The 24,857-nt window shown below is 36.3% G+C and carries 25 protein-coding genes and 7 pseudogenes; 18 read left to right on the top strand and 14 right to left on the bottom strand.

From position 1 onward, the window contains the following. Nucleotides 1-31: 31 nt before the first annotated feature. From fabG to RHABOEDO_RS04360, 3 genes are read right to left on the bottom strand one after another with little or no spacing between them, the layout of a single operon-like run. A complete protein-coding gene (gene fabG, locus RHABOEDO_RS04370) occupies nucleotides 32-787 on the bottom strand; it encodes a 3-oxoacyl-[acyl-carrier-protein] reductase (RefSeq protein ID WP_215217278.1) in 756 nt (251 codons plus the stop codon). Beyond that, nucleotides 775-1,731, bottom strand: coding sequence for an ACP S-malonyltransferase (fabD, locus tag RHABOEDO_RS04365; protein ID WP_251368234.1), 957 nt, complete (start codon nucleotides 1,729-1,731; stop codon nucleotides 775-777). The genes fabG and fabD overlap by 13 nt, the downstream gene beginning before the upstream one ends. Continuing rightward, nucleotides 1,724-2,722, bottom strand: coding sequence for a beta-ketoacyl-ACP synthase III (locus tag RHABOEDO_RS04360; RefSeq protein ID WP_215217280.1), 999 nt, complete (start codon nucleotides 2,720-2,722; stop codon nucleotides 1,724-1,726). The genes fabD and RHABOEDO_RS04360 overlap by 8 nt, the downstream gene beginning before the upstream one ends. A 126-nt stretch (nucleotides 2,723-2,848) precedes the next feature. On the opposite strand from RHABOEDO_RS04360, the gene recR reads away from it, so the two are divergent. The 4 genes from recR to lpxD all read left to right on the top strand — a co-directional run bounded on the left by recR (nucleotide 2,849) and on the right by lpxD (nucleotide 7,705). Then, the gene (gene recR / locus RHABOEDO_RS04355) at nucleotides 2,849-3,493 is read left to right on the top strand and encodes a recombination mediator RecR (RefSeq protein WP_320412787.1); all 645 of its coding nucleotides are present in this window, start codon (nucleotides 2,849-2,851) and stop codon (nucleotides 3,491-3,493) included. A 94-nt stretch (nucleotides 3,494-3,587) separates the two neighbouring features. After that, on the top strand, nucleotides 3,588-5,957 hold the full coding sequence (gene bamA / locus RHABOEDO_RS04350; protein ID WP_215217282.1) for an outer membrane protein assembly factor BamA: 2,370 nt from the start codon (nucleotides 3,588-3,590) through the stop codon (nucleotides 5,955-5,957). Nucleotides 5,958-5,972: 15 nt separating this feature from the next. Further along, nucleotides 5,973-6,536 carry an OmpH/Skp family outer membrane protein gene (locus RHABOEDO_RS04345; RefSeq protein ID WP_220017810.1) on the top strand — a complete coding sequence of 188 codons (564 nt, stop codon included), beginning with the start codon at nucleotides 5,973-5,975 and terminating at the stop codon, nucleotides 6,534-6,536. Nucleotides 6,537-6,610: 74 nt separating this feature from the next. Further along, the gene (gene lpxD, locus RHABOEDO_RS04340; RefSeq protein ID WP_215217284.1) at nucleotides 6,611-7,705 is read left to right on the top strand and encodes a UDP-3-O-(3-hydroxymyristoyl)glucosamine N-acyltransferase; all 1,095 of its coding nucleotides are present in this window, start codon (nucleotides 6,611-6,613) and stop codon (nucleotides 7,703-7,705) included. Between the two features lie 138 nt (nucleotides 7,706-7,843). Here the strand turns inward: lpxD and RHABOEDO_RS04335 are convergent. Then, nucleotides 7,844-8,164, bottom strand: a pseudogene (locus RHABOEDO_RS04335) (transposase); the annotation flags it as partial. Between the two features lie 401 nt (nucleotides 8,165-8,565). On the opposite strand from RHABOEDO_RS04335, the pseudogene RHABOEDO_RS04330 reads away from it, so the two are divergent. The 6 genes and pseudogenes from RHABOEDO_RS04330 to RHABOEDO_RS10760 form a co-directional block, all read left to right on the top strand. Further along, nucleotides 8,566-8,748, top strand: a pseudogene (locus RHABOEDO_RS04330) (helix-turn-helix domain-containing protein); the annotation flags it as partial. Between the two features lie 137 nt (nucleotides 8,749-8,885). Beyond that, nucleotides 8,886-9,062: pseudogene (locus tag RHABOEDO_RS10765) on the top strand (IS481 family transposase); the annotation flags it as partial. Nucleotides 9,063-9,325: 263 nt separating this feature from the next. Further along, a pseudogene (locus RHABOEDO_RS04325) lies at nucleotides 9,326-9,511 on the top strand (IS481 family transposase); the annotation flags it as partial. 81 nt (nucleotides 9,512-9,592) lie between these two features. Further along, the gene (locus RHABOEDO_RS04320) at nucleotides 9,593-9,961 is read left to right on the top strand and encodes an IS630 transposase-related protein (RefSeq protein WP_215216866.1); all 369 of its coding nucleotides are present in this window, start codon (nucleotides 9,593-9,595) and stop codon (nucleotides 9,959-9,961) included. Then, entirely contained in the window at nucleotides 9,913-10,452 is a 540-nt protein-coding gene (locus RHABOEDO_RS04315) for an IS630 family transposase (protein ID WP_320412789.1), read from the top strand. Before RHABOEDO_RS04320 ends, RHABOEDO_RS04315 begins: the two co-directional genes overlap by 49 nt. Nucleotides 10,453-10,460: 8 nt before the next feature. Then, nucleotides 10,461-10,773 (top strand): annotated as a pseudogene (locus tag RHABOEDO_RS10760) (IS481 family transposase); the annotation flags it as partial. Here RHABOEDO_RS10760 and RHABOEDO_RS04310 read toward each other — a convergent pair. Next, entirely contained in the window at nucleotides 10,688-11,077 is a 390-nt protein-coding gene (locus RHABOEDO_RS04310; RefSeq protein ID WP_215217753.1) for a helix-turn-helix domain-containing protein, read from the bottom strand. The pseudogene RHABOEDO_RS10760 and the gene RHABOEDO_RS04310 overlap by 86 nt on opposite strands. A 160-nt stretch (nucleotides 11,078-11,237) precedes the next feature. Between RHABOEDO_RS04310 and RHABOEDO_RS04305 the strand changes: the two genes are divergently transcribed. The 3 genes and pseudogenes from RHABOEDO_RS04305 to RHABOEDO_RS04295 form a co-directional block, all read left to right on the top strand. After that, complete coding sequence (locus RHABOEDO_RS04305) at nucleotides 11,238-11,729, top strand: hypothetical protein (protein WP_215217754.1); 492 nt, start codon at nucleotides 11,238-11,240, stop codon at nucleotides 11,727-11,729. Nucleotides 11,730-11,801: 72 nt separating this feature from the next. Then, on the top strand, nucleotides 11,802-12,728 hold the full coding sequence (locus tag RHABOEDO_RS04300; RefSeq protein WP_215217755.1) for a magnesium transporter CorA family protein: 927 nt from the start codon (nucleotides 11,802-11,804) through the stop codon (nucleotides 12,726-12,728). A 65-nt stretch (nucleotides 12,729-12,793) separates the two neighbouring features. After that, nucleotides 12,794-12,901, top strand: a pseudogene (locus RHABOEDO_RS04295) (IS5/IS1182 family transposase); the annotation flags it as partial. A 10-nt stretch (nucleotides 12,902-12,911) separates the two neighbouring features. Here the strand turns inward: RHABOEDO_RS04295 and RHABOEDO_RS04290 are convergent. Next, nucleotides 12,912-13,946, bottom strand: coding sequence for an IS630 family transposase (locus RHABOEDO_RS04290; protein ID WP_215216421.1), 1,035 nt, complete (start codon nucleotides 13,944-13,946; stop codon nucleotides 12,912-12,914). 45 nt (nucleotides 13,947-13,991) lie between these two features. Between RHABOEDO_RS04290 and RHABOEDO_RS11715 the strand changes: the two genes are divergently transcribed. Next, nucleotides 13,992-14,093, top strand: a complete 102-nt coding sequence (locus tag RHABOEDO_RS11715; RefSeq protein WP_220017876.1) for a transposase — start codon at nucleotides 13,992-13,994, stop codon at nucleotides 14,091-14,093. Nucleotides 14,094-14,287: 194 nt separating this feature from the next. Beyond that, nucleotides 14,288-14,692, top strand: a pseudogene (locus tag RHABOEDO_RS10755) (transposase); the annotation flags it as partial. On the opposite strand, the gene RHABOEDO_RS04270 reads toward RHABOEDO_RS10755, so the two are convergent. From RHABOEDO_RS04270 to RHABOEDO_RS04255, 4 genes are read right to left on the bottom strand one after another with little or no spacing between them, the layout of a single operon-like run. Then, nucleotides 14,689-15,903, bottom strand: a complete 1,215-nt coding sequence (locus tag RHABOEDO_RS04270; RefSeq protein WP_215217570.1) for a pyruvate dehydrogenase complex dihydrolipoamide acetyltransferase — start codon at nucleotides 15,901-15,903, stop codon at nucleotides 14,689-14,691. The pseudogene RHABOEDO_RS10755 and the gene RHABOEDO_RS04270 overlap by 4 nt on opposite strands. 10 nt (nucleotides 15,904-15,913) lie before the next feature. Next, nucleotides 15,914-16,894 (bottom strand): pyruvate dehydrogenase complex E1 component subunit beta, encoded by a 981-nt coding sequence (locus tag RHABOEDO_RS04265; protein WP_215217569.1) that lies wholly within the window; start codon nucleotides 16,892-16,894, stop codon nucleotides 15,914-15,916. After that, nucleotides 16,891-17,946: a pyruvate dehydrogenase (acetyl-transferring) E1 component subunit alpha gene (pdhA, locus tag RHABOEDO_RS04260; protein ID WP_215217568.1), complete on the bottom strand. Its 1,056-nt coding sequence runs from the start codon at nucleotides 17,944-17,946 to the stop codon at nucleotides 16,891-16,893. Before pdhA ends, RHABOEDO_RS04265 begins: the two co-directional genes overlap by 4 nt. 55 nt (nucleotides 17,947-18,001) lie before the next feature. Next, entirely contained in the window at nucleotides 18,002-18,151 is a 150-nt protein-coding gene (locus tag RHABOEDO_RS04255) for a hypothetical protein (RefSeq protein WP_215217567.1), read from the bottom strand. A 145-nt stretch (nucleotides 18,152-18,296) separates the two neighbouring features. Here RHABOEDO_RS04255 and RHABOEDO_RS04250 point away from each other — a divergent pair, with 145 nt between their 5' ends. The 3 genes from RHABOEDO_RS04250 to RHABOEDO_RS04240 all read left to right on the top strand — a co-directional run bounded on the left by RHABOEDO_RS04250 (nucleotide 18,297) and on the right by RHABOEDO_RS04240 (nucleotide 20,021). Beyond that, nucleotides 18,297-19,013 carry a putative quorum-sensing-regulated virulence factor gene (locus tag RHABOEDO_RS04250; protein ID WP_215217566.1) on the top strand — a complete coding sequence of 239 codons (717 nt, stop codon included), beginning with the start codon at nucleotides 18,297-18,299 and terminating at the stop codon, nucleotides 19,011-19,013. A gap of 160 nt (nucleotides 19,014-19,173) precedes the next feature. Further along, the gene (locus RHABOEDO_RS04245; protein ID WP_220017444.1) at nucleotides 19,174-19,461 is read left to right on the top strand and encodes a helix-turn-helix domain-containing protein; all 288 of its coding nucleotides are present in this window, start codon (nucleotides 19,174-19,176) and stop codon (nucleotides 19,459-19,461) included. Further along, nucleotides 19,401-20,021, top strand: a complete 621-nt coding sequence (locus RHABOEDO_RS04240) for an IS630 family transposase (RefSeq protein WP_320412795.1) — start codon at nucleotides 19,401-19,403, stop codon at nucleotides 20,019-20,021. The genes RHABOEDO_RS04245 and RHABOEDO_RS04240 overlap by 61 nt, the downstream gene beginning before the upstream one ends. Nucleotides 20,022-20,370: 349 nt before the next feature. Here RHABOEDO_RS04240 and RHABOEDO_RS04235 read toward each other — a convergent pair whose 3' ends face one another. The 4 genes from RHABOEDO_RS04235 to RHABOEDO_RS04220 all read right to left on the bottom strand — a co-directional run bounded on the left by RHABOEDO_RS04235 (nucleotide 20,371) and on the right by RHABOEDO_RS04220 (nucleotide 24,851). Continuing rightward, a complete protein-coding gene (locus RHABOEDO_RS04235) occupies nucleotides 20,371-22,290 on the bottom strand; it encodes an ABC transporter ATP-binding protein (protein ID WP_215216648.1) in 1,920 nt (639 codons plus the stop codon). Nucleotides 22,291-22,312: 22 nt separating this feature from the next. Beyond that, nucleotides 22,313-23,284 (bottom strand): acetyl-CoA carboxylase carboxyltransferase subunit alpha, encoded by a 972-nt coding sequence (locus tag RHABOEDO_RS04230; protein WP_215216649.1) that lies wholly within the window; start codon nucleotides 23,282-23,284, stop codon nucleotides 22,313-22,315. Nucleotides 23,285-23,299: 15 nt separating this feature from the next. Beyond that, nucleotides 23,300-24,286 (bottom strand): L,D-transpeptidase, encoded by a 987-nt coding sequence (locus RHABOEDO_RS04225; RefSeq protein ID WP_245397562.1) that lies wholly within the window; start codon nucleotides 24,284-24,286, stop codon nucleotides 23,300-23,302. 217 nt (nucleotides 24,287-24,503) lie between these two features. Next, nucleotides 24,504-24,851: an HU family DNA-binding protein gene (locus RHABOEDO_RS04220; RefSeq protein WP_215216650.1), complete on the bottom strand. Its 348-nt coding sequence runs from the start codon at nucleotides 24,849-24,851 to the stop codon at nucleotides 24,504-24,506. Nucleotides 24,852-24,857: the final 6 nt, after the last annotated feature.

Genomic DNA, 24,857 nt, shown 5'->3' with positions numbered 1-24,857 from the left:
TCCTTTAGTTAAGTTACATTTACCAAAATCATCACATCACCATTCCGCCATCTACAGCCAATATTTGGCCTGTGATGTAGTTAGAAAGATGACTTGCCAGAAAGACAACTGCATTTGCAATATCTTCAGGCCTGCCCATGGTTTTCATAGGGATTTGACTTAAGATATGCTTTCTTTGCTCTTCTGTTAATTTATCTGTCATACGCGTCTGAACAAACCCCGGTGCTATGCAATTGACGCGGATATTGCGAGAGGCAACCTCTTTTGCTAGCGCTTTTGTAGCACCTTCAACACCTGCTTTAGATGCTACATAGTTAAACTGACCCGGATTGCCTGTTGAAGCTACAATAGAGGAAATATTAATAATATTTCCACTACGAGCTTTTACCATAAGAGGAACAACAAAGCGACATAAATTAAAAAGCGACTTGAGGTTTACTGCAATGACTCGATCAAAGTCTTCTTCGCTCATTCTAATCAATAGACCATCGCGAGTAATGCCGGCGTTATTGACTAAAATATCTATCGATTCCCAAGAGAGCATCAAATCCTTAATTGCGTTATCCACTTCTAGCTTAAGAGAGACATCTACAAGAAAGGATTCTATTCTTTGTTGTTGATGAATCTTAGCCGCTTGCAGCTCTTCTACAACGCGTTCTGCATGCTCTTTATTTGTTCCTAAAATAGCTACATTTGCTCCCTGCTGCAGAAATGCTAAAGCAATAGCTTTACCAATACCAGCGGTGCCTCCTGTAATCAAAGCATTTTTATTTGCTAAGAGCGACATAAAGACTCCCATTGACGTACTAATCCATCTAAATCGGCTACTTTTTCTATATGGAAAGTAGGAACTTGCACTCCTATTCTTTTATTCATTCCACTCAATGTTTTACCAGGCCCTATTTCGAGATAGGCTTGCAGTCCAAAATCTTGCATGGTTAAAATGGATTGCTGCCAACGAACAGGACTTGTCACTTGTTCTAATAAATATTGCTTAATCATAGCGATAGAATCAACTATCGCGCCAGGAACATTCATAGTAAAACAAATTTTACTTTCACAAATAGTAGCATTTTCAATCTTATCAAAAAGCTTTTTCTTGGCAGATTGCATCAGACCACTGTGAAAAGCCCCAGCAACTTCTAAGTCAACGATGCGTTTAGCCCCTTTTTGCTTGAGATATTCGGCTGCTATTGTGAGGTTTTTAATTGTACCTGCAATTACAATTTGACCTGGACAGTTAATATTAGCGATCCAAATAGAACCGCTTTTAGAGCTTATTTCTTGCAAAGCTTCAGCAACCAGCTCCTCAGTAAGTCCTAACACAACTTGCATTTTCCCATTATTCTCTCTACAAGCTTCATGCATAGACTCAGCACGCAATTGCACCAATTTTAAACAATCGCTAAAGTTCATTTTTTCAGAAGCGACTAAAGCTGTATATTCTCCTAAGCTCAAGCCCCCACAAATTGCTGGTTTAAAAAGAGGGATCTGTGTTTGCAAAGTACGCAGAATAGCTATGCTTACCAGATAAATAGCAATTTGGCTGTTTTTAGTAAGGGTTAAAATTTCTGATGAACCTTCAAAAATAATAGAAGAGAAATTTTGCTGTAAAATTTCATTAGCTTCTTGAAACACTTCTCTAGCTATAGGAAAAGTATCGTAAAAATCTTTTCCCATTCCTATATATTGTGTTCCTTGACCCGGAAAGATAAATGCCCATTTATGCATTTTCAGCTCCATAGGTTAAAATAGTAGCTCCCCAAGTAAGTCCTGCGCCAAAAGCTACTAGCAATATATGATCCTCATCTCTTAAGTCTTTTTCCTGTAAGAGCTCATCTAAAGCAATTCCTATAGAAGAAGCTGATGTGTTCCCATATTTATGCAATGTCAAAAAAACATGCTCCATTAGCACATCAAAACGCTTTGCAATAGCTTCAATAATACGCATATTTGCTTGATGAGGAATTAGCCATTTGATCTGTTCTTTTTTTAAAGAGGCTCTTTCTAAGCAGCGACTAGCCGCCATTTCCATTCTACGCACCGCATGTTTAAATAACTCTTTGCCTTCCATTTGTAGATAATGCTGGTTTGCTTGAATAGTCTCCATAGAAGCTGGTTTTTTAGACCCTCCAGCCGGTATCATTAATAGCTCAGCCAATCTTCCATCAGCTCCTAAACAAACATCTGAAATGAATAATCCCTTTCCTTCTTTTGCAACAACGCAGGCTGCTGCACCATCTCCAAAAAGAACACAAGTAGCTCGATCTTTATAATTAACAATGGAAGAGAGTTTTTCAGAAGCTACGACTAAAATAGATCGATACATCCCTGATTCAATATAGGCCTTAGCTTGAGATAAAGCATAAATATACCCGGTGCAAGCAGCCTGCAAATCTACCGCTGCTGCACTAAAAGCACCTAAACGAGCTTGGATTAAGCAGGCTGTGCTGGGGAAAGGGTAATCCGGTGTCAAAGTAGCAAATAAAATAAGCTCGATTTCTTCTACATTAATACCTGCTTTCTCAATAGCTTTTTTAGCTGCCTGAAATCCCATTTCAGAGGTAGGCTCATCTGTTGCTGCTAGCCTTCTCTCCTTCATTCCTGTGCGAGAGACGATCCATTCATCAGAAGTATCGACCATTTTTTCTAAATCGCTATTCGATAACACTTTTTTAGGAAGATAGGAACCGGTAGAAATAATACGCGCTTTTTGAACCATAAACCAAAATTTGCATGTTTAACACTCTATCGAAAATAGTTTATCTTAGTCTGCTAAAAAATGAAAGTGTTTTGTTTTTTGCCTTTACTTAAGTCTTTTATCATTTAAAATTTCCATTGCACGTCTATGCAAATTCCATTATCGTATTGTAAATTAACCAAAAAAACCAAAAAAATGCTTAAATACCCTAAGCACCTTCAACTACTCATTAATTCATTTAAAAAGTTCCCGGGCGTGGGTAATAGAACCGCTGAGCGATTTGCATTTCAAGTATTTAATTGGCCTTTAGAAGATGTGTTGCATTTTTCCGCTACTCTTTCTGAATTAAATCAAAAGGTTTCCTTTTGCCCTGAATGCTCTTGTTTAACAGAAGAAAATGATTGTCATTTTTGCCAATTACCTAGTCGCAATACTTCTCAACTGTGCTTAATTGCCTCTGTAAAAGACGCTTATGCTCTAGAAGAAATGGGGATGTACCAAGGGCTATATCATGTATTAGGATCGTTACTCTCTCCTATTGAAGGGAAAAATGCAGATGGCCTGCCCATGGAGAAGATTAAACAAAGAGTGAAAGATCGCTCGGTTAAAGAAGTAATTATAGCTTTAGATTCTACCCTAGAAGGGGAAGCTACAGCTTTATACATAAAAGAACAACTAGAAAACGATGTGCATATTTCTCGTTTAGCTTTTGGATTGCCTATAGGAAGCTGTTTAGATTTTGTCGATGGAGGCACTCTTGCAAGATCTTTTACAGGAAGACGCTCTTTTTAAAAAAATCAATAAAAGTTAGTAGTTTGCAAAAATTTCAGCAATTTTCTTATAATCAATCCATTTGTATCGTTCTTAGAATAAAACACCATATCGGATGAAATATCAAATGATCAAACAGTTTGCTACTTATCTCTCTTTAATCGCTTTTACCAGCCTCTGCTCTTTGTCGTCAGCTTTTACCTCTTCTTCAACAATAGTATTTGAAGAGTGTCGTATTGCAGACATTGATTTGCAAGTAGAGAACTTGAGCATAAACACCTCTTTTAATCCTCAAATTGTGCTTTCCAAGCTCAAAAGCAAGGTGGGAAATATTTTTTCTCAAGCAGATTTTGACGCGGATTTAAAAACACTTGTTGCAGATTACGATCGAGTAGAACCTTCTATACAGGTTCGGGACCAACAGGTGTATATCACATTAAAAATGTGGCCAAGATCTAAAGTTCGCTCGATTACATGGAATGGAAATAAAAAAATTAAAACCACAGCTTTGCAAAAAGAATTGGGTCTTAAGCCTAATGCTGTTTTCAATCGGCAGTCTTTCAATAAATCTTTTAACAAAGTTAAAGAATACTACGTTAAAAAAGGTTATTTCGAATCACAGCTACAATATATAATCGTACCGCATCCAAAGACAAATGAAGTATCCATTAATATTGAAGTTCATGAAGGACGCTCAGGCCGAATTGAAGATATGATCTTTCAGGGTTTCACAAAAGAAGAAATAAGCGAATTGCTGGGGATGATCTATACAAAAAAATATAATCTACTCAGCTGGCTAACAGGTAAAGGGACCTATCATGAGGAGGGATTAGAACAAGACCGTTTAGCCATTGTGAATTATCTTCAAAACTTAGGGTATGCAGATGCAAAGGTTGATATACAAATTCATGAAGCTGAAACAGAAGGAAAAATTATTCTGGTTATCTCCGCAGAAAAAGGGCCTATTTTTCATTTTAATGCCATTCAATTTGAAGGTAATGAATTATTTTCCAACGAAGAAATCGAAAAGCTCCTTCTCATCCACGAAGGCGATGTGTATTCGCCTGAAAAATTACGAAAAACCTTGCAAGCCATTAAAGATCTATATGGACGCAAGGGGTACTTAGAAGCAAATATCCAAGCTGAAGCCCAACCATGCGTAAACGATACAGCTTTTAATACCTCTTTTCATATTGATGAGGGAAAAAAATATCGCATTGGCATGATTCGGATATATGGGAATATGGCTACACAAGCCCATGTCATCTTGCGCGAATCACTTCTCATACCAGGTGAAACCTTTGATACAGCAAAGCTGCAAGCTACAGAAAACAGATTGCAAAATGTTGGTTATTTCGAAAGTGTAAATGTATATGCAGTCCGTACAGAAGATGAAGAGCAATTTGGTGAAAATTACCGAGATATTTACATTGAGGTTAAAGAAAGCAAAACCGGTCATGCTAGCTTGTTTGTAGGGTTTAGTAGTGCAGAAAGCATTTTTGGCGGATTGGATTTCTCTGAAGCGAATTTTAATATTAAAGGTTTTGCAAGTCTTTTTTCAGAAGGCTCTGCAGCGCTCAGAGGAGGGGGTGAATATGCGCATCTTCGTCTAAGTTTCGGAAAAAAACAACAAGCCTACACGCTCTCTTGGTTAAATCCTTATTTTTGCGATAGTTTATGGAGAGTGGGCTTTGATGTATTTAATACCTATAGCGAATTAACGTCTAAAAAGTACGATATTCAAAAGCTAGGTTTTGATTTACACGCCTCTTATCCTCTTAATAGTTTCTGGACCTTTGGAATAAAATATCGTTTCAATAATTCCAGAACGCATATATCCCAAAGCGCTGCTCCATTAGAAAGAGAGCAGGCGCATCAAGAAGGGATTGTATCAGGATTTGGACCATCTCTTACTTTTGATTCTACTGATAGCCCTTTTAAACCACACAAAGGATTTCGTTCACGCTTAGAAACAGAGTTTGCTGGTTTAGGAGGAGATTTTTATTTTTGGCGTTTTGCTTATTTAAATAGTTACTATATACCTATTTGGAAATGTGGAACCTTTAAATCTCGTTTTGACTTTAACTTTATTGAACCTGTTGGCAGAACCAGTCAACCTACGCAAATTCCTTTAGGAGAGCGTTTCTTTATTGGGGGAATTAACTCTGTACGTGGTTATCGCGACTTTGATTTAGGAGACCATTTTTCTAATGGAGATCCCACCGGTGGTATTTCCTCTACTGTACTATCTCTTGAATATTTACATCAAATCCTCCCTTTTGTAGATGGATTTATTTTTGTAGATGCAGGGAGTATTGGATTGAAACACTGGTATATTAAAGACTTTAAATTTAGTGCAGGTTTTGGAGTACGTATTGAAATAGCAAACCGAGTTCCTATCACTTTAGGAATGGGTTTTCCAATCAACCCTTCAGGACGCAATGAAGTGCGTAGATTTTTCTTTTCTATGGGTGGACAATTTTAACAAGGAGTATATCTTATGAAAAATCCATTTATCTCGACCGTATTGTTTTTTACAGTCCTTAGCACGTCTTTAATAGCTACTGAGTACAAGGTAGTAAACACCAGGGACTGTTTTATGAATTCTAAGTTAGGCAAACAAGAGCAAGAAGCCTTCGAAAATCTTAAAAATCAAAAAGCAGCCTTAATTGAAGACGTAAGCAAACAGCTCGAAGATATTGTGAAAAAGCTAAGCGATCCAGTCATTTTAGATAGCATGAATCCGGAAACAAAGCAGAAATTAGAAAATGATTATGCTAGATTGAGTCAAGATTTGAAAGGAATGTATGAAGAATGTCAGCAAATTCTCTATCAGAAAGAGATGCAGATTGGCCAAAAGCTACAAAGCAATATTGATCAAGCGCTAGAGGAAATGAACAAAGAAGATGGTTGTATTATTTTAAAGAGCGATGCATGCCACTATTATCCTAAGGAATTAGATATAACCAACACTGTGGTTAAAAAATTAGATGAAAGATTTGATCAAATAGCTCAAACACAAAAAAAAACTCCTAATGAAACAAAGCACGAAGTAGTAAAATAGTTCCTTTGTGTATAAAGAATTAAAAATAGAAGGAATTGGGCATTTATCTAGATGAATAAGTGCCTATTAATCATATGAAAAAATTTACTCTACAAGAAATTGCTGCGTTTACAGAATCAACTTTAGTAGGCAATCCCCACCATCTCATTAATAATGTTGACTCACTAGAAAATGCAGGCCCTGAAGATGCTTCCTTTTTAGCTAACCCTCGTTACTGTACATCGATGAGCCAGTCTAAGGCGGGAGTAATCTGTGTAGACAACACTTTTCCTGTAGAAGAAGGAAAAAATTTTCTTCTATCTGATAACCCTTCCATTACTTTTCAAAAGATTATAAAAGCTCTCTTGCTCCCGCAAAATAATTCAGGTTTTAAAGGAATCCATCCTACTGCAGTTATTCACGAGAGTGCAGAAATTGGCCAAAATGTACAAATAGGCCCTTCCGTTGTAATCGACGAAAATACAAAAATTGGCAATGGATGCATCATCTATCCCTTCACTTTTGTGGGTCTTAATAGTTGTCTTGGAGAAGCTTGCATCATTTATTCCCATGTAACCATTCGAGAAAAAATCATCCTTGGTAATCGCGTTATTCTACAACCGGGGGTTGTCGTTGGTTCTTGTGGTTTTGGATATACGACAGATCAAAATGGCCAACATTCCAAATTAGAACAACTCGGTTCTGTTATTATTGAAGATGATGTAGAAATAGGTGCCAATACCACAATCGATCGAGCTCGTTTTAAAGTAACTAGAATAGGTAAAGGAACAAAAATTGATAACCTCGTTCAGATCGCCCACAATGTAAGCCTTGGATCTCATAATATCGTTGTATCTCAAACAGGGATTGCTGGTTCTGTGAAAACAGGTGAAAATGTTATGTTTGGCGGACAAGTAGGTGTTGTAGGCCATGTGGAAATTGCCAGTAATGTCATGATTGCTACCCGTGGTGGAGTCAGTAAATCTATTGATAAACCAGGCAAATACGGAGGCAGTCCTGTCATACCCCTTCCCAAGTACAACAGAGAACAAGCACGTGTTAGAAATATTCCAAAGTACTTAGCGCAAATTGAAGAGTTAAAAAAAAGAGTAGAAGAACTAGAGAAAGCTTTAGAAACCTCTCATGACCTAAAGACTATGCGATTGAAAGCACAGCAAAATATCTTATAACCAGCCTTTCTCTTATATCTTTAAATTAAGATTTAACTAAGTAAAATTTCTTAGATAAAAGAGGCTGTAGTTCTTCCCGATATTTAGGAATATTTTCAAAAAAAGCACAAATCGCCTTCTTAAAATCTAAGAGCCTGTTTAAAATCTTTTCAAAAGTAGAGCAATAAAAGCAAGAACCACCATATTCAGGCTTATATGTAGTTTTCTTGCGCAATTTTTCCATAGCCTGCGACATTTTTCTATCCACGCAAAAGAACGCTCTACAACCCATCTTTTGGGAATAACTGTAAAAGTATGAAGTGTATTTCTTTTGGCTATTTCTACTATACATCCTAATATCTCCTGCACACTCTTTGCAAATTTTTCTCCAGAATATCCTCCATCTGCTAAAACATTTTTTACACCGAACAAATGGTTTTTATGTAGTGAAAATGCTTCTATACACCCATTTCTGTCAGTAGATCTCTTGCATAACCAATAAGCAATCTAAAATTTTAAAGTATTTTAATCCAGGAGATATGATTGTTTGAGCGATATAGCTGGAAATGCTTTTGTTAAGATTAGGAATCTATAAATGAAAACTTTAAAATAAGGGGTTATGCAAGAAATCTACTCTCAAAAATTTAATTTCGAAAGAAGTCTAGTGATATTAGCGGTGGTAATGTGAATCGCATGAGGAAGCCCTTGGGTATCGACGTGGCAAATATAGGAACAGAAGAAAAAGGTTTGGTTTACGGTTCAATCTTATTTGTAATAGACAAGACTTAAATTGACACTTAGTGGTAAATAGCAAAGAAAAACAGCTTTTGCAACTAAGGCATCATGCCTTGGTTGCAAAAGCAGAACCAAAGTGGTAATTTATGAATATAGCAATAGAGAGAAAAGTGATAAAAAATAAACTAGGCCTTTTAAAATTAGCAAAAACGCTAGGAAATGTATCTCAAGCATGTAAGCACATGGGATATTCAAAAGAAAGCTTTTATACATACAAAGAGCTTTATGAAAAAGGCGGAGAAGCCGCATTACAAGAAATCTCTAGAAGAGATCTCTTGCATAACCAATAAGCAATCTAAAATTTTAAAGTATTTTAATCCATGAGAGTATGATTGTTTAAGCGATATAGCTGGAAATGCTTTTGTTAAGATAGGAATCTATAAATGAAAGCTTTAAAATAAGGGGTTATGAAAGAAATCTAAGGAAACCCTGCCCTAAAAATAGAGTGGAAGAAAAAATAGAAACTAGCGTAGTTGCATTTGCTATAGAAAAACCTGCATATGGACAGCTCCGAGTTTCCAATGAGATGAAAAAGAAGGGAATTCTTGTTTCTCCTAGAGGAATCAGATCGATATGGCTAAGGCAGGGCCAACGCATGAAGATTTTTCTTGATAATTGAGAGATAAAAAATGATTCTGGCTCCTTTTTCATAAGGAGTATAAAATGGAAGGATTCATTCATTCTTCATCTATTATGATGCATTTTTCGAAATTACCAGACCCAAGAAAGACGCGCAATCAACTATATAGCCTTCATGATATTATCAGCACATCTATGCATCATGTCGTAAAGATTATTTATTAGATCTGGTAGGTGCAAAGGAAATTCTTCATGCGTAAGCCCTGATGGCTAAGGTATGATCTAGAAACATTTAAGAAGAGACTAAAGGCGTTAGAAGCAAAAGCAGCTCAAGATCACTTGATCTTTACAGAAGATCAATTAAGAGCGCTTGAAAAAGCTAAAGAAGAAAAAGAAGCGCATGTTGAAATAGAAACACAACACCCTGGCTATCTTGTTGCACAAGATACCTATTTATGTAGATACTATAGTTATTTAAAATATTATTGATAAAGTTGTATATTTTTCTCCAACAAAATATATGGAGGTAGAGAAATGCCTAAACCTTATTCAATGGATCTAAGAAAACGAGTGCTTCAATACCTAGAAGAAAATAACGACAAAATGAAGGCCAGCCAGCTATTTCAAGTTGGGATTGCAACTGTCTACCGATGGGTAAAGCGTAAGAAACAAAGAGGAAACGTAGAACCTCTAAAAAAGAAAAGCACTTATAAGAAAATTGATGATCAGAGATTAATCGCTTATGTAGAAAAAAACCCCGATCATTTTTTATCAGAGATTGCAAAGCATTTTGGTTTGACTTTGCAAGCAATCTTTTACGCTTTGAAAAGACTCAAGATCACAAGAAAAAAAAGATTGCGTTTTATAAGGAAAGGAATGCGGAAGCAAGAGCGGAATATCTAAAAAAGATAGAAGCAATTTCTCCTGAAAAAAGGGTCTATTTGGATCAGAGCGGAATCAGTCAATATGTGCATAGGCAATATGCGAGGAGCGCGAGGGGAAAACAAATATTTGGAGGAATTTCAGGAAAACGATTTGGTAGACAGAGTGTAATTTCGGCACTACAAGGGAAGAAATTGCTGGCACCGATGTGTTTTGAAGGAACTTGCAATACGGATCTATTTAATGTATGGCTAAAACAGGAATTGATTCCAAATTTGACTCATGGCCAAGTTTTGATTCTCGATAACGCGAGCTTTCATAAATCAAAGACAACTAGAACATTGATAGAGGAAAGTGGATACGAAATGCTCTTTCTCCCGCCTTATTCACCGGACTTAAATCCTATCGAAAAATATTGGGCCAATATGAAAACGAAAATCCGAGAACTTTTACCTACTGTAGCTAATTTATCCGAAGCCTTAGATCAAGCTGTTTTATCAATGTCGATTTAAATAAATATATTAAAGGTGTGGGAAGGATCTATCAGCAAACAGTGATTGACACCTATAGTAAAGTTGCTTCTGCTTAAGTTGTATGACAGAAAAAATGCACTAGTAGCAGCAGAAGTATTAAATGATAAAACAATACCCTGGTTTGAAGAACAAGAGTTAAGAGTGTTAAGAATACTTAACCGTAGAGGGACAGAGTACTGTGGGAGTCGGGAATACCATGAATATGAGCTCTATCTTACAATAGAAGATATTGAACATAATCGAACAAAGGCAAGGCATCCTCAAACCAACGGAATCTGTGAGAAGTTTCATCAGACGATTCAAATTGCAACTTGATTTTTTCTTCAATACGGGTAAGTATTTGAGGAGTCATTTTTTTATTGGGTTGAGAATTTTTTCTAAGAAATGCTTTTTCTTGAGCTTGCTGATGACGGTATCCTCGTTGCCCTTTATTTCTCTTAAGTTCCCTACTAATAGTGCTATGATGAACTTTTAGAATGGTTGCTATTGAGCTAGATGTATCTCCTCTAGCTTTTAAAATATAAATCTGACATCTTTGGTCATAGGTTAGGTGATGGTTGCCTTTAGACAAGGTCTCTTTTTGTGTTTGATTGTTAAAAATCACAATAGAGATTCTTTCATCGTCTGCCTATTATTTTTTTAATTCTTCTGTGCACTTCAAACTTTAAAAGACTAATATTAAACTTAAAATTATTTTTATATTTTATTTTATAATGAATTCATATAAAATATTCTTTTTAAGTTTCTAAAAAGAGGAAATAGTTATGAAAAATATTTTAGATACAATTATGGATACAACAAGTTCTTCTGTTAGTGCTAAAGGATTTTTACGAGGTCATTTAGCTTTTGAACGTTGGTATTTTTACTACCATAATAAATTGAGCCCTCAACAAACAGCAAAAGACCCTTCTATCCAGATCTTTTGCAGATTATGGGCTGTTGCTTCTGCCATTGAAAGTTTTGCTAAAGTAATCATTGTAGGTCTTTCCGCTCTTTATTACGTCTGTCAAAAAAATGATGCAGAAACAGAAAAACGATTAGATGTTTTATGTCAACAAGGTAATAGCTTGTATTACAGTTTTATCGCCTTATATTCTCCAGAAGAAGCATTAAAAGACTTCTCTGTATATAATGCTGAAGATCCTGCTCAATCATTAACTCGAATAAAATGGTTTGGCTATTCCTTAAGAAAGCATTCTTGGGGAAATGGATATAATGGTAAGACAACATTAGAAATGCTTATTAACACTCATTAAATCTTTTTTAGTATTGCACTTAAATTCTGCATTTTGCCATAGCTTAAACTAAATAGACAAAACTAAGGCAAAATGATCCAGTATTTCTTTAAAACAGCAAAAGACGAATCTTTTATTCCGATCCCCTCTGCTAAAGATGGCTGCTGGATTCATGTGGAAGAAGCATTAGCTGCTGATTTAGATCAGGTAGGTCTACTGATTGGGTTGGAATATAGTGACCTTCAAGATAGTCTTGATCGTTATGAAATTGCTCGTATTGAGCATATTAAAAATAATGTACTGATCTTTTCTCGTTGTCCTATCGAATTAGACAATGCTGTTGGTTTATATACAGAAACACTAACCATGATCATTACCCCTTGCTACTTTATTACCATTAGTCCTCAAAAAAATGGCATATTACGAGGATTTTTGAATAAACCAAATACCTTTGCTACAACACAACGCTCTAAATTAGTTATTCATTTATGTATGCGGGTAATTCAAGAATTCACTATGCAGATCAGAAAGGTGCGTTATTACGTCTTAATGCAAGAAAAAGAAATCATCAGTGTAGATAGTGAGGATATCACTATTTTAACCCGTCAGGAAGAAATTCTAAATCAATATCTCTCTAGCTTAGAGCCGATGGAATTGGTATTGAAAGAACTTCCATCTGGAAAATACATTCCTCTGCAAGATAAAGACCAAGCTCTTTTAGAAGATGTATTCCACTCTTTAAAACAATCAGAAACCATTTGCGAAAATGCTTTAAAAAGTATTAGAAGCTTAAGAGATTCTTATCAGATCATTTTCACTAATAACTTACATAAAACAATTAAACTGCTAACAGCATTAACTATTATCTTTAATATTCCCACTATTGTAAGCAGTGTTTATGGGATGAACATAGCACTACCTTTCGCAGATAACATGCATGCTTTTGCCATTATTTTATCTTTAATTTTTGGATTTAGTTTACTTTTTCTATGGTTTTTCAAACGTAAGATGTGGTTATAAGAGCCTGTTTAAAATCTTTTCAGTAAGGCATAATGATAGTTTTCATAAAACCTTTGGAAGTAATTATGGCCCGCTCTTATCCAAGCGATATCTCTCGTAACCAATTTAGCAAAATCCATCTAATACTTGAGTCTACACGCAAAAAAACACGTCCACGAATAGTTGATCTATACTAGTGCCGATTCAAACGGCTAGCTTAATGGGATTTAAGTCAACGACTTGAAACTTGTCGTTTATCCTACATTTCAAAATATCTGTTATTTTCGGTATCTCTTCTAAGAAGAATCCTCTAATTGCCTGAAAAAAAGTCACCGACGTTTCGTAATATCGATTGTATACCTTCTTTTCCTTTAAGATCTTCCACAAGCGTTCAATAGGATTCAAATTCGGCGAATAAGGAGGGAGATAGTGCACTTTAATCCTAGAAGACATCAGAAACTCTTCTAGTTTCTTATTTTTGTTTGATCTTGCATTATCCAAAATTACATGAATAATTCGAGCCTCTGTCTGTTTTTCTAGCTTCTTGAAAAAATCGAGCATTGCATCGGCATCAACTGTCTTATATTCCTCTGTAAAAATCTTCATTCCTGTCAGGCAAAGAGCTCCAGCAAAATGCAATCGCAATTGTTTCCCGGATGTCTGCAAAGTCTTTTGAACGCCTTTTTTGATCCATCCACATACGGCTTGGGACTGATGTTCAGGATGCACAGCATCTATGAAATAGATCTCTTCATCAGGGTTTAAGGTCTCCTTTAAAGCCCTATATTGTTCTATGAAAATTCGTTGTTTTTCAGGATCTAATTTCCCAGGAATCTTTTTAGGACGTTTATAAACAAATCCGTGCTGTATGAGCCAATCTGTCATGCCACTTCGGGAATATTTTATCCCATATTGCTCATGCACATAAGCTATGATCCCTTTGACTTTAAGATAGGTCTTTTCCTGTAGGTGTTTTAGTAGAGACTCTTTTTGGTCTTGTGAAAGTTTTGATTTGCTACCGCCTCGAGGGCTACTTCCAGTTTTATTTTCGGAATCATATTCTCTGAGGTATTTCTGAACAGTGATAGGGCTTATCCGGAGTGTTTTAGCAAGATTTTTTGTTGAGATACCCTCATCATAGCCCAAAATTACACAAAGCCTATTCCGTTCAGAATAGTCTTTTGGATGCTTTAACTTGTGTTCTAAGTCAGCTCTCTGGCTAGGGATCAGTTTTTTCATACTCAATAGCTTAACACAAAACAAAATATTTTTCTATACGATTGAATCGGAACCACTATATATGATATTTTTTGTGGAATTTTGTACATTTTAAAAAGTGGTTGCCAGTGGCGTATGTTACCCATAGAATATCCTAAATGGGAATGATGTGATTATTATTTCACTCTTTGGAATAAAGATGCTCAAAGTAGATTTCTTGCATAACCCCCTATTTTAAAGCTTTCATTTATAGATTCCTAATCTTAACAAAAGCATTTCCAGCTATATCGCTCAAACAATCATATCTCATGGATTAAAATACTTTAAAATTTTAGATTGCTTATTAGTTATGCAAGAGATCTAGTGTTAAAAATACTGATACAGCGGAGAAGATAAGGACATGATGCAGGGAAAAAAATATCAGGAATAAAAAGACATATAGCATTCGATACCCAAGGGCTTCCTCATGCGATTCACATTACCACCGCTAATATCACTGACAGAAATGGGTGTATAGAAGCATTTTCACTACATAAAAACCATTTGTTCGGTGTAAAAAATGTTTTAGCAGATGGAGGATATTCTGGAGAAAAATTTGCAAAAAGAAATACACTTCATCAGTTATTCCCAAAAGATGGGTTGTAGAGCGTTCTTTTGCGTGGATAGAAAAATGTCGCAGGCTATGGAAAAATTGCGAAAGAAAACTACATACCAGCCTGGGTATAGTGGTTCTCGCTTTTATTGCTCTATTTTTGAAAAGATTTTAAACAGGCTCTAAGAGAAGCATAGACGGCGCTTCTAAATACTTTTGTAGGGTTTTTAAAAATTTAGCCGCATCTATTCCATCTAATACTCGATGATCAGCGGACAATTGAAGTTTTAACGTCTTGCCTATGACTATTTTTTTATCCACTACAATAGGTTTTTCTTCAATCGCTCCTACAGCTAAAATAGCAGCTTGTGGTGGATTGATGATCGCTACAAATTCTGAAATGCCGTACATTCCTAAATTAGAAATGGTAAATGAGCCCCCTTCATATTCTTCCCGCTTTAGCTTATTTGCCTGCGCTTTTCCAGCTAATGATTTTACTTCTTTAGAAAGCTCTTGTAGATTTTTATCATCGGCTGCGCGAACAATTGGCGTAATTAACCCATCGGGTATGCTGACAGCTATTGCTATATCTACGGTCTTAAAACGTATAATTGTGCGAGAATCGGGATTAAACCCAGAATTTACATGAGGATACTCTCTTAGAGCTAAAGCGGTAGCACGCAGGATAAAATCATTAAAAGAGAGTTTAATGCCTAAAGAAATTAACTCTTCTCTTAGAGAGACCACTTTATCCATTTGCACTTCTTGTGCGCAATAAAAGTGAGGAATAAAACTTTTTGCATCTTGCAGACGTTGAGCAATCACTTTACGCATAGGAGATAGAGACTCTTCTTCAAATTCTCCAGCAGCTCTTTTAGGAAGCTCTTGTTGCTTCATATTAGTACTTGACGATGCAAAGACAAGATCTCGACTCATAATTCTACCTTTTGGACCTGATCCTTTAACAAGATTTAAATTCAATCCTTGTTTTTTTGCAATTTTGCGAGCTAAAGGAGATGCTTTTATTCTAGTTGTAGCCTCTAAAGGCTCTTCTGTATTTGAAGTTGGTTGTTTTTGGGGTTCTTGAGGAGGTTCTTCTTGAGTAAGAGAAATCCCTTCTGGTCGATATCCCTCTATGCTTTCATTTTCTTCTTCGGTAAAAATGGCGATTGCTTGATTTACCTGTGCTGTGTGATTTTCTTGAACTAAGATCTTACGCAACCATCCTTCATCTAAAGCAGCATGCTCTACTGTAGATTTATCTGTTGCAATTTCGATAAAAGCATCCCCTTCTTTGATATATGAGCCTTCTTTCTTAAGCCACTTTACAATATTTCCTTCTTCCATTGTAGGAGATAGTTTTGGCATGGTTACAGTAAATGGCATAGACACTCCTTTAAGCTAAAACTTTTTGCACCGCTTCGATAATTTGCTCTTTAGTGGGCATAGTTTGCTTTTCCAATACCTTGGAATAAGGCATAGGGGTTTCTTTTTGCGCAACTCTTACAAGAGGAGCATCAAGATCATCAAAACAATGCTCTATAATCTGAAAACCTACTTCTGCAGAAATTCCTCCAAATATGTGCCCTTCTTCTACAAGAACACAGAAATGGGTTTTACGTACAGAAGTTGCAATAGTATCGATGTCAAGGGGCTTAATGGTTCTTAAATCGATGAGTTCTACTTGAATTCCTCGGGTTTGCAGTTCTTTTGCAGCTTCCTCACAAAGCAAAACCATCCGACTATGCGATATTAATGTAACGTGATTTCCTTTTCTAACAACACGCGCTTTTCCAATCGGCACTAGATACTCTTTTGTGGGGATTTCCATTTTATCTCCATAGGAAAGCTCATTTTCCAGAAAAAGCACGGGATTGTTCTGACGGATAGCCGACTTTAAAAGGCCTTTTGCATCATAAGGATTGCTAGGAGCAATCACAATCAATCCAGGAAAATTAGCATAGAGGGCCTCTACACAATGCGAATGCTGTGAAGAAACCTGTGCTGCTGCTCCATTAGGCCCACGAAAAACGATCGGGACGGAAAATCTATTGCCTGACATGTAATACATTTTGATGGCATTAGATATGATTTGATCAAAAGCTACAAAAGAGAAATTAAAACTCATAAACTCAACCACAGGTTTTAAGCCTGTCATTGCAGCTCCAATGGCAAGTCCGGAGAAACCAAGTTCTGCAATGGGTGTATCTATTACACGATCAGGACCCCATTTTTCTAACATCCCTTTAGTGACTTTATAAGCTCCGTTATATTCTGCTACTTCCTCACCTATGATAAAAACACGTGGGTCTTTCTGCATTTCCTCATCAAGAGCTTGTCGCAACGCTTCTCGCATTTCCGTTAGTTGGGTGCTCATGTGTTATTCTCTTCTGATGGAGCAAATACATCTTGCCCTAATGTTACCAGATCGGGCCAAGAACTTTGATTTGCATATTTTAAAGCATCTATTGCTATTTGCTTTTGTTTTTGGTTAAGAAATTGATACTCGCTCTCTGTGATCATGTTTGCTTTTTGCATAACTTGCATTAACAAAAAGATAGGATCTTTTTGCATGTTATTTTTTAATTCATCTTTGCTGCGATACAAAGCAGGATCTGAAATGGAATGTCCTTTAAATCTTTCTGTAATCACCTCAATTAAAATAGGACGCGATGTTTTTTTAACTTCTTCAAATGCCGAAGAAAAACCTGCATAGCAGTTAAAAAAATCCATGCCATCTAAAGTATACCCTTTCATATTAAAACTAGGCGCCTTTGTCTCTGCAATAGGCTCTAAACAAAGAGCTCTTGCTACATGGGTTCCCATACCCCAGTGATTATTTTCAATCACATATATGCAAGGAAGATCCCACAAAGAAGCTAAGTTCAGTGATTCGTGAAAAGAACCCTGAGCTACTGCCCCTTCTCCAAAAAAACATACAGAAACTTGTTTGGACTCTTTTAAAGCATTTTTTTGTTTATATTTAATGCTAAAAGCAGCGCCTGTTGAAATAGGGATTTGTCCTCCTACAATTCCGTACCCTCCTAAAAGCTGCTCTGTAAAAAAATGCATCGAACCACCTCGTCCTTTTGCATTACCATTAATACGACCTAATAACTCAGCCATGAGTTCGATGGGAGTAGCTCCTAATAATAGGGCCAAGGCATGGCAACGATAAGAAGTAGCCCACCACTGATCTTTCCCCATTGCAAAAACAGCAGCTGTTTGCACTGCCTCTTGACCAATATAAGAATGAAAGAAACCACCAATTTTACCCTGCAGGTAGGCCCCTTCAGCTCGATTTTCAAAATTGCGTATCAATAGCATTTGCTCAAGCGCAAAAAGGAGCTTATTTTTGCCAAGTAAGGCAATCTCTTTTTCTAAATTACTTGGAAAAAAGTTGTATTCAATTACGGTTTGCTTTTTCATATTCGATTTTTTTTCATTAAGACTTAAACTAGCGCAATTAAAATAAATAAATCAATCACATTGAAGGAAAAGGAGGAAATCCACCTTTGTTTGGTACAATAGTGGGATTGTTTGTTACCGGAACTGTACGCAAATCCTCATCACCACGCATTTGGTAACAACCAGAAAGACAAATGATCCCAAAAATCACACTTAATAAGCGCATAATTATAACTCCTAATTTATTGACAATCAGGATACTACATATGAGAAAAATTGAAAAGCTAAGAATCTAACCATTCTTATTTTTAGGATAAAATGATAGATCAATTTAATTTTGTAATCTATAATCCGTTAAAAACAGAGGGTTTATGAAAAAATTACGACCTATTTACTACGATACAGAAACAACTGGCGTAAAGTCTGCTAAAGATCGAATTATTGAAATTGCTGCTTATGATCCGATAGAAGATCGTTCCTTTGTAGAGTTAATCAACCCAGAATGCCCTATTCCAAAAGAAGCTAGTGCTATCCATCACATTACTGATGAAATGGTAAAAGATGCTCCTAGCTTTAAAGTAATTGCGGAAAAATTCACACAATTTTGCCCTGATAATACGGTGTTAATCGCTCACAATAATGACGCCTTTGATCAATTGTTTTTGGAAGCAGAATTTAAACGAGCAGAAGTTCCTCTTCCCTTTTTTCAATATATTGACACCCTTAAATGGGCACGTAAATACCGCAATGATCTCCCTAGGCATTCTCTACAGTTTTTAAGAGAAACCTATGGTTTCTCCGCTAATCAAGCACATAGAGCGCTTGATGATGTAATTATACTGCACCAAGTTTTTAGCGTTATGATTGATGATTTGCCCATTCAAACGGTATTGCAACTTCTTTCTAAACCCCAAGTTGTATCTCGCATGCCATTTGGTAAACATCAAGGCAAGCCTTTAGAAGAGGTTCCTCGTAATTATGTCACATGGCTAGCATCTAGTGGTGCTTTTGATAAACCGGAAAATAAAGAGTTAAAGCAAGGTTTTGAAAAATTAGGAATTTTAACTCCACTTCTTACAAAGACTTAATGTATTTCCCTCTTAAGCAAAACATTCTTTAAAAGAATCTATAAAAAATGTAAAATAAAAAATATAGATTTTAAAGTAAATTTTGAGAGGAAATATGAAATATAGTGGTTCCGATTCAATCGGATAGAAAAATATTTTGTTTTGTGTTAAGCTATTGAGTATGAAAAAACTGACCCCTAGCCAGAGAGCTGACTTAGAACACAAGTTAAAGCATCCAAAAGACTATTCTGAACGGAATAGGCTTTGTGTAATTTTGGGCTATGATGAGGGTATCTCAACAAAAAATCTTGCTAAAACACTCCGGATAAGCCCTATCACTGTTCAGGAATACCTCAGAGAATATGATTCCGAAAATAAAACTGGAAGTAGCCCTCGAGGCGGTAGCAAATCAAAACTTTCACAAGACCAAACAGAGTCTCTAACACCTACAGGAAAAGACCTATCTTAAAGTCAAAGGGACTTAAAGTCAAAGGGATCACAGCTTATGTGCATGAGCAATATGGGATAAAATATTCCCAAAGTGGCATGACAGATTGGCTCATACAGCACGGATTTGCTTATAAACGTCCTAAAAAGATTCCTGGGAAATTAGATCCTGAAAAACAACGAATTTTCATAGAACAATATAGGGCTTTAAAGGAGACCTTAAACCCTGATGAAGAGATCTATTTCATAGATGCTGTGCATCCTGAACATCAGTCCCAAGCCGTATGTGGATGGATCAAAAAAGGCGTTCAAAAGACTTTGCAGACATCCGGGAAACAATTGCGATTGCATTTTGCTGGAGCTCTTTGCCTGACAGGAATGAAGATTTTTACAGAGGAATATAAGACAGTTGATGCCGATGCAATGCTCGATTTTTTCAAGAAGCTAGAAAAACAGACAGAGGCTCGAATTATTCATGTAATTTTGGATAATGCGAGATCAAACAAAAATAAGAAACTAGAAGAGTTTCTGATGTCTTCTAGGATTAAAGTGCACTATCTCCCTCCTTATTCGCCGAAGTAACATGTCTTCTATTTTTAATTTATTGACGCGGCCTCCTCGGGCTTTTTTCTCTTTGTGACTTATCTCCAAAATCAAGCTCATTTGATCAAATGTGCTACGTTTTACTCCGGTTAATCTTCGGAATTTCTCGTTGTCTAAACTTTTTGCTTTTTCAAATTTCATCATGCCCTTACGTATTTTTAAGGGCATTATTTTATACAAGGGCTTTTTTATTTCCTAGTTTTGAAAGAGCTCTATTGCTCTACTTTTGAAAAGATTTTAAACAGGCTCTTAGTTAAATCTTAATTTAAAAACAAACGAGTATAGGTAGCACTTCATTGACAGTGTCACCCCTAGAGATAAAGAGATATTAAGACAGGGATTCTTCCGGAGTTTTTTCTAGATTATAATGAACCTCCCACATTCTTCGGAACTCAGGACAGTTCTCTAATAGCTGCTCTTTGGTTCCCTCAGCAATTTTAGCTCCTTGGGAAAGATAAATGATCTTGTCTGCGTGTTCAATCGTAGAAAGACGGTGTGCAATGATAATCTGAGTAATCTCCCCTTTTAAATTGATAATCGCATCTTTAATATACATTTCGCTAATGGAGTCGAGCGCAGATGTTGCTTCATCTAGAATAAGAATAGGTGCTTTTTTAACAAGGGCTCTTGCAATAGCCAGGCGTTGTTGTTGTCCTCCAGAGAGATTCTGTCCTGATTCCGCAAGTATTGTCTCATATTGATCGGGTAAGCGCACTATAAATTCTTCAGCGTGGGCTTTTTTAGCTGCTTCTTCAATTTCTTGGCTAGTAAAGGGACATCCAAAAGCAATATTAGCACTAATTGTATCACAAAATAAAAAAGGTTTTTGAGAAACAAAAGCAATGTGCTCCCGTAAGGATTTTTGCGTATAGGCTTTTAAAGGTTTTCCATCAATACGAACTTCTCCTTGCTGAATATCGTAAAGACGAGGCATTAATTGTACAATTGTTGATTTACCAGCTCCTGTGGGGCCAATAATGGCTACAGTCTCTCCTTTGCGAACGGTAAAGGAGATATCTTTTAAAATCCAATCCCCTTGATAACGAAACCACACTTTATCAAATTCTATCGAATCAAAAAACCCGGTAAGTTCCGTTGCATCTGGGTGATCTTGAATATCGGGCTTAATGTGTAGTACTTCAAACATCCTCTCAGCAGCTACAATGCCGCGCTGGATATTTCCATTTTCATCAGCAAATTTTTTAACGGGTTCATACACGAGCTGAAGCATGCCACAGAATACGATCAACTGCGATAAGCTCATCCCAATTGTATAAAGACCAAATAAAACAACACAGGCTAAACACAAAGTGGTAATCGCATGTAAGATAGGACGAGTCAAAAGACCATATTTGGCTGTTTTACTTTCTAAAACAGCCATACGTTCATTTTGTTCTTTGTATTTTCTCAAAGAAAACCCTTCCATAGAAAAAATCTTAACCGTCTGTATGCCAGCTAAAAATTCGATCAATATATTGGCAAAACTCTCCTGATTTTTTTGTAGTTGGCGAGAAACCCTCTTAACTCTACGGGCTAAAAATACAATGGGAATAATAATTAAAGGCACTCCAAAAAAGATGACAAGAGATAAGCGCCAAGAAAGATAAAAGCACATGGACAAACAAGTAATAATCGTAAAAGGCGTTTGCAGATAATTCGTTAGCCAAGAATTAATAGAAGTAGCTATCTGTCCTGCATCACCAACGACTCGAGCAGAAAGGCTACCAATATTATGCTGCTGATAAAAACTCATCGGTAAGGATTGAATATGCTCAAAGTACTGCTGGCGCAAATCCCGGCTAACGCGAATAGCAAGTAATTGTGTAGTATAGCGGCTTGCAAAAAGCCAAATTGCTTTAAAGATCGCAACAGAAATCAGGACTAGGATCAAAGCTTTAATATTATGAGAAAGGCGGAGTTTTTGCTTTACCTTAGCAAGCATCCAACTTAATGGATTACCTTCGCTTTTTTGTGCAATAAAAGAGGTGGCTTGTTGTTTTGTGATAAGTCCTGTGTGATCTTTATCAATCAGGTCCCATTTCTCTTGCACTTGTTCTAAAGCAACCACATCTCGACTGTTTTCTTTAGAAAATAAGATAAAAAAATCTGCTCCATTATTGGATAATACACCTAGAGCGAACATCTCCATTTGACTAGAAATCGTTAGACAAAGCAATGTAAAGAAAGTGATGATAAATAAATATAAATGGCGACAGCTTCTTAGAGCAGCATCTAAAAGTAATTTCATAGTAATTCCTTGAATCTAAGGATTACTCTTGAGGTAACCCCGTATCTTCAACTAAGAATTTACCAATTTGCCGATATTTTTGATAGCGTTGTTCAACAAGAACATCGGGATCTATATGTGTTAGCCTCTTATATTGCTCAAGAACATATCTTTTAACTTGAGCATATATAAAAGATGGATCGTGATGAGCACCACCTAAAGGCTCCTCAATTTTTGCATCCACAATCTTGAATTTTAATAAATCTTCCACATGCATTCTTAAAGCTTTAGCTGCGGTTTCATTCTGATTAGTGTCTTTCCAAAGAATAGAAGAACCTGCTTCTGGAGAAATTACGGAATAATAAGAATGCTCTAACATCCCTATTACATCGGCTACTCCTATTCCAAGAGCTCCACCAGAGCATCCTTCCCCTATTAAAATAGCAATAATTGGAGTAGAAAGACGGCTCATTTCAAAAAGATTCTGTGCAATGGCCCATCCCTGACCTCTTTCTTCTGCAGCAAGACCTGGATAAGCACCTGGAGTATCGATTAAACACAAAATAGGCAGGTGAAATTTAGCGGCAAGACGCATATATCTTAAAGCCTTACGGTATCCTTCTGGATGAGGCATTCCAAAATTGCGATGCAAACGACTTTCTGTATCATGACCCTTTTCTTGTGCAATCACCATAAAATTCACATCATCTATCTTTGCCAACCCGCATATAATTGCAGGATCGTCCCCAAATGCCCTGTCTCCATGTAATTCAATAAATTTTTCCGTTAAATTGCGAATATAATCAGTTGCTTTGGGCCTTTTAGGGTGGCGACTAATGGTAACTCTTTCCCAAGGGGTTAGCTGAGAACATATATTTTTTTTTAGTTTTTCTAACTTTGTTTCTAACTGTTCTATTTCATCTTCTGTCCACAAAGTGCTATCTTTTTTATTTTGCTCTTTTAATTGAGATATTGTCTTTTCGTATTCTACAATCTGTTTTTCATGGGCTAACATAATGTTTTCCTTTTTCTAACGCGAAGGCGTTGCCACTTCTATACCAGGCAGGGTGGCTTCTTTAAAATCTTTCACAATTTCAATAAATGTTGGCTTGGTAATTACAATGGAAAAAAGCTCCTCTATATCTTTTGAGGCTAATCGAATACATCCATTGCTGCTATAGTCTCCAATGCACGTCAAATCCTCTACAAGCTGTCCGCTAGAATCAGCAACCCAGGGAGAACCTTGTAATCCATAGCCTTTAGCTGGTTCAGAAGTACGTTCTACTTCTTGCTCAAAAGGGATCCAATGAGTACCAAATACTGTAATCATTTCCACCGTTTTATTTTGGTAAACCCCTTTGCTTTCCAATTGATAAGTAGCAACTCTCTTTCCCAAAAGATATTTGCCAAGAGGCGTTAAACTACCAGAGGGTTTGCTAGGATCTAATTTGCCTAAACCAATAGAATATGTTTTTAACAATACCCTCTCATTAGTTCCCGTATCAAAATAATAAAATCCCATTTTGCAACGAGAAATATCTACAAGCAGATAAAATTCCATTTTTTTATCTCTGCGAAATACATTAAAGCGATTTCCTTCTACTATCCTTCTTTGTGAAGGATACTCCCCTTTTGCACCTAGACTGCGTAAAATAAAAGAAGAAGAGGTTTGATAGTAGTCAGCGTAATCATTTAACCAAGCAGGCCTACCTACTAACCAAGAAACAGAGCTGCTATAAGAAATCGTCTCGACAATCGGAAATTGAGAAGTTGAATTTTTAGAAAAGAGTTGATAAATCCGATTTATACAAGGCAAGTCTCCATTTAGCGAAAGCGGTTTAGTATAAGGCTTTTTTATTTCTACTTTTTGTTGCACAATTATAGGAGGATTCGGGTTTTTCTCTATTTGGCCACTTACTTGCTCATCATGAGCTCTACTTTTTTTAATCATAGCTGTAATTGCTATCATAGAAAACAAGGCAGTTGAACCAATCAGTAGAATTCTTGCAATAGCCAAATGTAGCCTCTCCTCGTTTAAGGATTAGATGATAAGGGTTAAACTCATAATACGTTTAATTTTAACAAAATATCGATTAATCCAACTAAGATAGTAAAGATTGTAAACTATTTCAGATTAAACTAAAATAAAATAATGAATAGAGAGCACCCCATTATATAGAGATAAAAAGTTGCATTTCAACTATTTAACAACAAGAAATGCAACTTGATTTGAGTTAACTAATCGGCACATTTTTATATACAGATTGGTGCTCTGTGGCTGTGGCTAGTTTTCTTTTCTTTTCCATTAGCTTACGCATTTTCTTACCTGGAGTAAATTTTACAGCCAATCGAGCCGGAATGATAATAGGAACAGCTGCGTTTTTAGGATTACGACCTATTTTCTGCTTCCGCTCTACTACTTCAAAAACCCCAAAATCGCGTAATTCCAGACGATTTCCTTCAGAGAGATAATCCGTTGTTTTATCTAAAAATGATTGAATCACATTGCGTACATCGTTAGGATGCAATCCTCGATGTCTAGAAATCATCTGAATCAACTTTTTTTTAGTAATTGTTGCCATAAATCT

This window comes from Candidatus Rhabdochlamydia oedothoracis, from assembly GCF_019453995.1.
Taxonomy (GTDB): domain Bacteria; phylum Chlamydiota; class Chlamydiia; order Chlamydiales; family Rhabdochlamydiaceae; genus Rhabdochlamydia; species Rhabdochlamydia oedothoracis.
The sequence above is the reverse complement of the archived record's forward strand: the minus strand, read 5'-3'. Positions and strand labels throughout refer to the sequence as shown.